Annotated in this window: 4 protein-coding genes; all 4 read left to right on the top strand. The window is 45.2% G+C overall.

Going from position 1 to position 6,826, the window contains the following annotated elements:
* Positions 1-342 precede the first annotated feature (342 nt).
* From ACSYTE_RS04890 to carB, 4 genes are read left to right on the top strand one after another with little or no spacing between them, the layout of a single operon-like run.
* Complete coding sequence (locus ACSYTE_RS04890) at positions 343-1,281, top strand: aspartate carbamoyltransferase catalytic subunit (RefSeq protein ID WP_491716344.1); 939 nt, start codon at positions 343-345, stop codon at positions 1,279-1,281.
* A 3-nt stretch (positions 1,282-1,284) separates the two neighbouring features.
* Positions 1,285-2,538 carry a dihydroorotase gene (gene pyrC, locus ACSYTE_RS04885; protein WP_491716343.1) on the top strand — a complete coding sequence of 418 codons (1,254 nt, stop codon included), beginning with the start codon at positions 1,285-1,287 and terminating at the stop codon, positions 2,536-2,538.
* A 23-nt stretch (positions 2,539-2,561) separates the two neighbouring features.
* Complete coding sequence (locus ACSYTE_RS04880; RefSeq protein ID WP_491716342.1) at positions 2,562-3,647, top strand: carbamoyl phosphate synthase small subunit; 1,086 nt, start codon at positions 2,562-2,564, stop codon at positions 3,645-3,647.
* A complete protein-coding gene (gene carB / locus ACSYTE_RS04875) occupies positions 3,647-6,820 on the top strand; it encodes a carbamoyl-phosphate synthase large subunit (protein ID WP_491716341.1) in 3,174 nt (1,057 codons plus the stop codon). The genes ACSYTE_RS04880 and carB overlap by 1 nt, the downstream gene beginning before the upstream one ends.
* The last annotated feature ends 6 nt before the right edge of the window (positions 6,821-6,826 follow it).

Genomic DNA, 6,826 nt, shown 5'->3' with positions numbered 1-6,826 from the left:
TTATTGATTAAAACATTTTAAAAAGGGGTGCCGATTTGATCGGCCCCCTTTTTAATTTTGTGATTGTCTTATGCTGGATTCAATGCTATAATACAAACAACATATGAAGTTGATATCCTTTAAGAGTTGACCAGAGAGTCGCCAAGGTTTGAGATGGTATGGGTGTGGACTATAGCACTGGATACATACTTTAAGACCAAACCAAAGGGCTTTTCTGATTATCATAATCGGGAAGCCCTTTTATTTTTTACCGATATCAAACTCATCTAAGCAACCCCAGCGAGGGTAGTTGAACCTACCTAACCGCTTTCGAATTGATTTGTTTTTTGAGGAGGAAATATAATGATTCAAGTATCAAGTGATCACCATTTCTTAAACATTAATGATTTATCAAACTTACAAATTAATGATTTGATTAAATTGGGTGAACAATTTAAAACTGGTAAAAAAACGGTCCAGCTAACTAGGCCGGTCTATGCTGCTAATTTATTTTTTGAAAATAGTACGCGCACCCATAGTTCATTTCAAATGGCTGAAAAAAAACTAGGCATCGAATTAATTAGTATCAATCCAGCCACTAGTTCGGTTAAAAAGGGTGAGTCGCTGGGTGATACAATTAAGACCCTACAAGCAATCGGCATTGACATCGCCGTTGTTCGCCATGCCAAAACCGGTTGGTATCAACAATTAGTTGATGATGAAAACATCAGACTATCATTGGTGAATGCAGGGGATGGCAGTGGCCAACACCCATCGCAAACGTTGCTAGACTTGATGACGATTCATGATGAATTCGGTTCATTTTCAGGGTTGAACATTGGCATCATAGGTGATCTTGCCCATTCACGAGTGGCCAGATCAGATGCCGAAATTTTAAATCGATTGGGCGTCAACGTCTTCTTCAGTGGGCCTAAGGAATGGTATCCAGCAGACTTTGATCAGTTTGGAACTTACTGTGGTGATGTGGATGAGATGCTACCTAATTTAGATGTGGTCATGTTATTACGGGTGCAATTGGAACGCTTGAATGAAAATGCGGTCGCATCATTCACCCCTAGTGATTACTATCACACCTATGGCCTGTCCGAGGAACGGGCGCATTTGATGAAGGATAGTGCCATCATTATGCATCCCGCTCCCGTTAATCGAGGGGTCGAAATTGCTTCTTCATTAGTAGAAGCTCCCCAGTCGCGAATCTTTACCCAGATGCATAACGGGGTGTTCGCACGCATGGCAATTCTAGCTACTATTTTGGACCAACGTGGATTATTGGAGGATTAATTGATGAAAACCTTAATTAAGAATGCCCGTTTGAATGACCAAATCGTTTCAATTTTGATCGAAGATGGTCAGATCGCTGCAATCGATTCTAATATCGATGTTGCAGTCGATAAAACCTTTGATGCACAAAATAACCAGGTCATCCCAGGCTTAGTCGATGTGCACGTGCACTTCAGAGACCCCGGTTTGACCTATAAAGAAACGATCGAAACTGGTAGTAAGGCCTCTGCGCATGGTGGATTTACGACGGTCTTTGCAATGCCGAACGTTAAGCCCGTTGTTGATAACCCTGCTGATTTTGCGAAGATGGTTACTAAGAACCAACGGGATGGCGTGATCAAAATCAAGCAATACGCTGCGATCTCAGGGGACTTAACCGCAGATCAAGTAACTGATATGCGCGATATGGCAGACCAAGGCGCCATCGCCTTTACCAATGATGGACATGGGGTGCAAACTGCCGATACGATGTATCAAGCAATGCGATTAGCCAAGTCAGTTGAACGCCCAATCGTAGCCCACGTTGAAGATGATAGCTTGATTCATGGTGGAGTGATGAATGCGGGGCCAGCAGCTGACAAGCTTGGCCTCCCAGGCATGAGTAGTTTGAGCGAATCTGCTCAATTAGCCCGTGACTTAGTGCTTGCCAAGGCGACTGGTGTTCATTATCACGTTGCCCATATTTCAACGAAAGAGTCCGTTGAACTGTTACGTATCGCTAAGGCCAAGGGATTGCACGTGACTGCTGAAGTTTCGCCACACCACCTGTTGTTGGATGATTCAATGATTGAAATGGACAATCCGATGATGAAGATGAACCCACCATTGCGTAGTCCGAAAGATCGGGCCGCATTGATCGCTGGGTTATTGGATGGCACCATCGACATGGTAGCGACTGACCATGCGCCCCACAGCGTTGAAGAAAAAAGTGGCTCAATGAAGACGGCTTCATTTGGCATCGTTGGGATTGAAACTGCATTCAGTTTGATTTACACTCACTTTGTAAAGAGTGGCCTAGTTGATTTGCAGACCGCATTAAAGTGGATGGTTCAAAATCCGATCAACGCATTTCACTTGACCGATGCCGGTCAATTGCGGGTCGGGGATGCTGCAGATTTGGCGATCATGGATCTAGACCACCCATTCCAAATCGATGCCGCTGACTTTTTATCGAAGGGCAAAAATTCACCATTCATTGGTGAACAAGTTTACGGGAAGACGATTGCAACATTCGTAGCTGGCAAGCAAGTTTATTAATCACACATTTGAGGAGGATCACAATGAAGCGTTACTTAGTATTGAAAAATGGATCTGTATATTCTGGAGAAGGGTTCGGATCTAATAAGGATGTATTCACTGAAGTTGTCTTTAGTACGGGGATGACTGGTTACCAAGAAACGATTACTGATCCCAGTTACTACGGTCAAGCAATGGTATTTACATACCCATTGATCGGTAACTATGGAATTAACAGCGATGATTTTGAAAGTTTCCAACCCGCAGTCGATGCGATCATCGTCCACGAATTAGCACGACGGCCTAGTAATTTCCGTTCGGTAATGAGCCTAGCACAATATGCTGAACAAGAAGACTTACCTGGCTTGACGGGTGTTGATACGCGGAAATTAGCGAAGGAAATCAGAAACGAAGGTTCGATGCCAGCGGTGATCGTTAGCGAATTAGACCAAAAGAAGATCGATCAAATGTTTCAACGTGATTACCAATCTGAATTGATCGCCAAGGCACGGCAAGTCGCTACTAAGAACATTTACCAAGCGCCCAGTGATGGCGTGCGGATCGCATTGCTCGACTTTGGATTGAAGGAATCGATCGTTAAAGCATTAACGAAACGGAATGCCAACGTGATCGTGTTCCCAGGCAGCACCCCCGTTAAAGAAATTATGGAATCGCATCCAGCTGGGATCTTATTATCGAACGGGCCTGGTGATCCTACTCAATACCCATACGCTCTCGAAACGATTCGCGAATTACAAGAACACTACCCATTGATGGGGATCTGTTTAGGGCATCAATTATTCTCACTTGCCAACGGGGCGAAGACTTACAAGATGAAGTTTGGTCACCGTGGGTTCAACCATGCCGTTAGCGACATTGAGTGTACCCGACGGAACTTTACTTCCCAAAACCACGGGTATGCCGTTGATCGCGAATCACTAAAAGATACCGATTTGATCATTACCCATGAAGAAATTAATGATGGCACGGTCGAAGGGGTCAAACTAAAGGGCCACAAGGCATTCTCAGTTCAATTTCATCCTGATGCCTGCCCTGGACCACATGATTCTGAATACATGTTTGATAAATTCATTAAGCTAATCAAGGAAAACAACGGAGGTCAAAACTAATGCCAAAGCGAACTGATATTCATAAAATTCTTGTTATCGGATCCGGTCCCATCGTGATCGGCCAAGCTGCTGAGTTCGATTATTCTGGTTCACAAGCCTGTCTTTCATTACGCGAAGAGGGCTATGAGGTGATCTTGATCAACTCCAATCCAGCCACAATCATGACCGATAAGGAAATTGCTGATAAGGTCTTTGTTGAACCAATCACGTTAGAATTTGTTTCCAAGATCATCAGACAAGAATTGCCAGATGCCATTTTACCTACCTTAGGGGGGCAAACTGGTTTGAACATGGCTAAACAACTGGCTGATTCGGGAATCTTAAAAGAACTCCACATTGAATTATTGGGGACTAAGCTGCATGCGATCGAAGAGGCCGAGGATCGTGAATTGTTCAAGGACTTAATGGAACGCTTGCACGAACCAGTCCCAGAATCACGGATCGCAACGACCTTAGAGGAAGCCCAAGCATTTGTGGCCGAAGTGGGTTATCCAGTTGTGATTAGACCTGCCTACACGCTTGGTGGGACCGGTGGTGGTTTTGCCTATAACGATGCCGAATTGAATGAAATCACTACCAACGGATTGGAATTATCACCAGTGACGCAGGTCTTGGTTGAAAGATCGATCGCTGGATTCAAGGAAATTGAATTTGAAGTGATGCGGGATGCCTCTGATAATGCATTGATCGTGGCTTCAATGGAAAACGTCGATCCAGTCGGGATTCATACTGGGGATTCAGTGGTGGTCTCACCAACCCAGACACTTTCAGACCGCGATTACCAAATGATGCGGGATGTGGCCTTAAAGATCATTCGCGCCCTTGAGATCGAAGGTGGGGTCAACATCCAAATGGCGCTAGACCCGAATAGTTTCAAGTACTACATTATTGAGGTGAACCCACGGGTTTCGCGTTCATCGGCATTGGCTTCTAAGGCAACTGGTTATCCAATTGCCAAGATGGCCGCTAAGATCGCCGTTGGTCTTCACTTGGATGAAATCACGAATCCGATCACAGGAACCACGTTAGCTGAATTTGAACCCGCTTTGGACTATGTAGTTACTAAGATTCCCCGTTGGCCATTCGATAAGTTCCCCGCTGCCAGTCGGAAATTAGGGACGCAAATGAAGGCGACCGGTGAAGTAATGGCGATTGGGCGAAACTTTGAAGAATCGATCCTAAAGGCCGTTCGTTCACTTGAAATCGATGACAAGTACGTCTTTGATCAACGCTTGGCTAATGTTGATACCCAGGACTTATTGGATCAATTAGTGCCAGCCCAAGATGACCGGCTATTCGTGATTTGCGAACTGTTAAGAAGGGGCGTTGCACTTGAAAAGATTCATGATATCACTAAGATCAATGAATTCTTCTTGGACAAGTTCTTACACATTATTGAAATTGAAACGCAGTTGAAAAACAACCAAGATGAAGAGACCCTTCGGCTTGCCAAGCAAAACGGGTTTACTGACGACGTGATCGGTAAAATCTGGGGCAAGACCGGCGATGAAATTAGAGCGCTCAGAAAACAAACCGCTGTGTTACCAGTTTACAAGATGGTCGATACGGTCGCTGGTGAATTTGAATCCAAGACGCCTTACTACTACGGCACCTACGAAGATTCAGATGAATCAGTCGTGACTGACAAACCATCGATTCTAGTAATTGGTTCTGGGCCAATCAGAATTGGACAAGGGGTGGAATTTGACTACGCCACCGTCCACAGCGTTAGAGCAATTCAAAAGGCGGGCTACGAAGCCATTATTATGAACTCCAATCCAGAAACGGTTTCGACTGACTTCTCGATCTCAGATAAATTATATTTTGAACCATTGACGCTTGAAGACGTCTTGAACGTCATTGACCACGAAAAGCCACTAGGGGTAGTGGTTCAATTTGGGGGTCAGACCGCCATTAATTTAGCAGAACCACTACATGAACGGGGCATCAAGATCCTAGGGACCACCGTTGAAGACATTAACCGTGGTGAGGATCGGGAATTATTCGGTGAAGTGATCGATCGGCTAAAATTACCACAACCAAAGGGTGCGACTGCCACCACCGTTGATGGAGCCGTGAAGGTTGCCAACGAAATTGGCTACCCAATCTTGATTCGGCCTTCATACGTGCTCGGTGGGCGGGCAATGGAAATCATTACCTCAGACGACGCATTACGTGAATACATGAACCGGGCCGTAAAGGTGTCAAATGAACACCCCGTCTTGATCGATTCATATCTCGTGGGTTCAGAAGCAGAAGTCGACGTCATTTCAGATGGGAAGAACGTTGTCATTCCGGGAATCTTGGAACACATTGAACGAGCCGGAATCCATTCTGGTGATTCAATGGGGGTTTATCCACCACAGAACATGCAACCAAACATCAAGGAACAAATTATTGAAGACTCGATCAAGTTGGCAAAGGACTTGAATACGGTCGGCTTAATGAACATTCAATTTGTAATCCATGACAACAAGGCCTACGTGATTGAAGTTAACCCACGGGCCTCTAGAACCGTTCCATTCCTATCTAAGGTCACCCACATTTCAATGGCGCAAGTGGCGACCCAAGTAATGCTTGGCAAAACCTTGCCAGAATTAGGGCTTGAAGAGGGCTTGGTCCCAGAACCACAGACCGTCCACGTTAAAGCCCCCGTATTTAGCTTTAGCAAGTTACCAGCCGTCAACAGTACCTTAGGACCTGAAATGAAGTCGACCGGGGAAGTAATGGGTTCAGACACCACCTTCCCGAAGGCACTGTATAAGGCATTCGTGGCTTCTGGAGTAAAGGTCCCAGACCACGGGAACGTTCTCTTTACCGTTGCTGATGCTGACAAGCAGGAATCATTGGAACTAGCTAAACGGTTCAAGGCGCTTGGTTTCCAAATTCAAGGGACCGAACAAACTGCTAAGTTCTTTGAACAAAACGGTTTGACTGCCAACAAGATCGACAAATTAGAAGAGTCTGAGAACAATGCGATCACCGAACTACAAGATGATCAGCTCCAAGTATTAGTGAACACCGTTGACAATACGAAGCGGGCCGCAAACGACGAAAGTCAGATCAGAGCGACCGCAATCGAAAATGAAGTGCCATTATTCACCGCATTGGACACGGTCTCAGTCTTCTTGGATGTGTTAGAAGCACGTTCATTTGAGATCAAGCCATTATAATTAGGA

The organism is Nicoliella sp. ESL1120 (assembly GCF_058508515.1).
This window is presented reverse-complemented; position numbering and strand designations above follow the sequence as displayed.

What these genes read in the sequence shown, in the direction of transcription:
- ACSYTE_RS04890 (WP_491716344.1), top strand. Translation starts at nt 343, where the DNA reads ATGATTCAAGTATCAAGTGATCACCATTTCTTAAACATTAATGATTTA.
- pyrC (WP_491716343.1), top strand. Translation starts at nt 1,285, where the DNA reads ATGAAAACCTTAATTAAGAATGCCCGTTTGAATGACCAAATCGTTTCA.
- ACSYTE_RS04880 (WP_491716342.1), top strand. Translation starts at nt 2,562, where the DNA reads ATGAAGCGTTACTTAGTATTGAAAAATGGATCTGTATATTCTGGAGAA.
- carB (WP_491716341.1), top strand. Translation starts at nt 3,647, where the DNA reads ATGCCAAAGCGAACTGATATTCATAAAATTCTTGTTATCGGATCCGGT.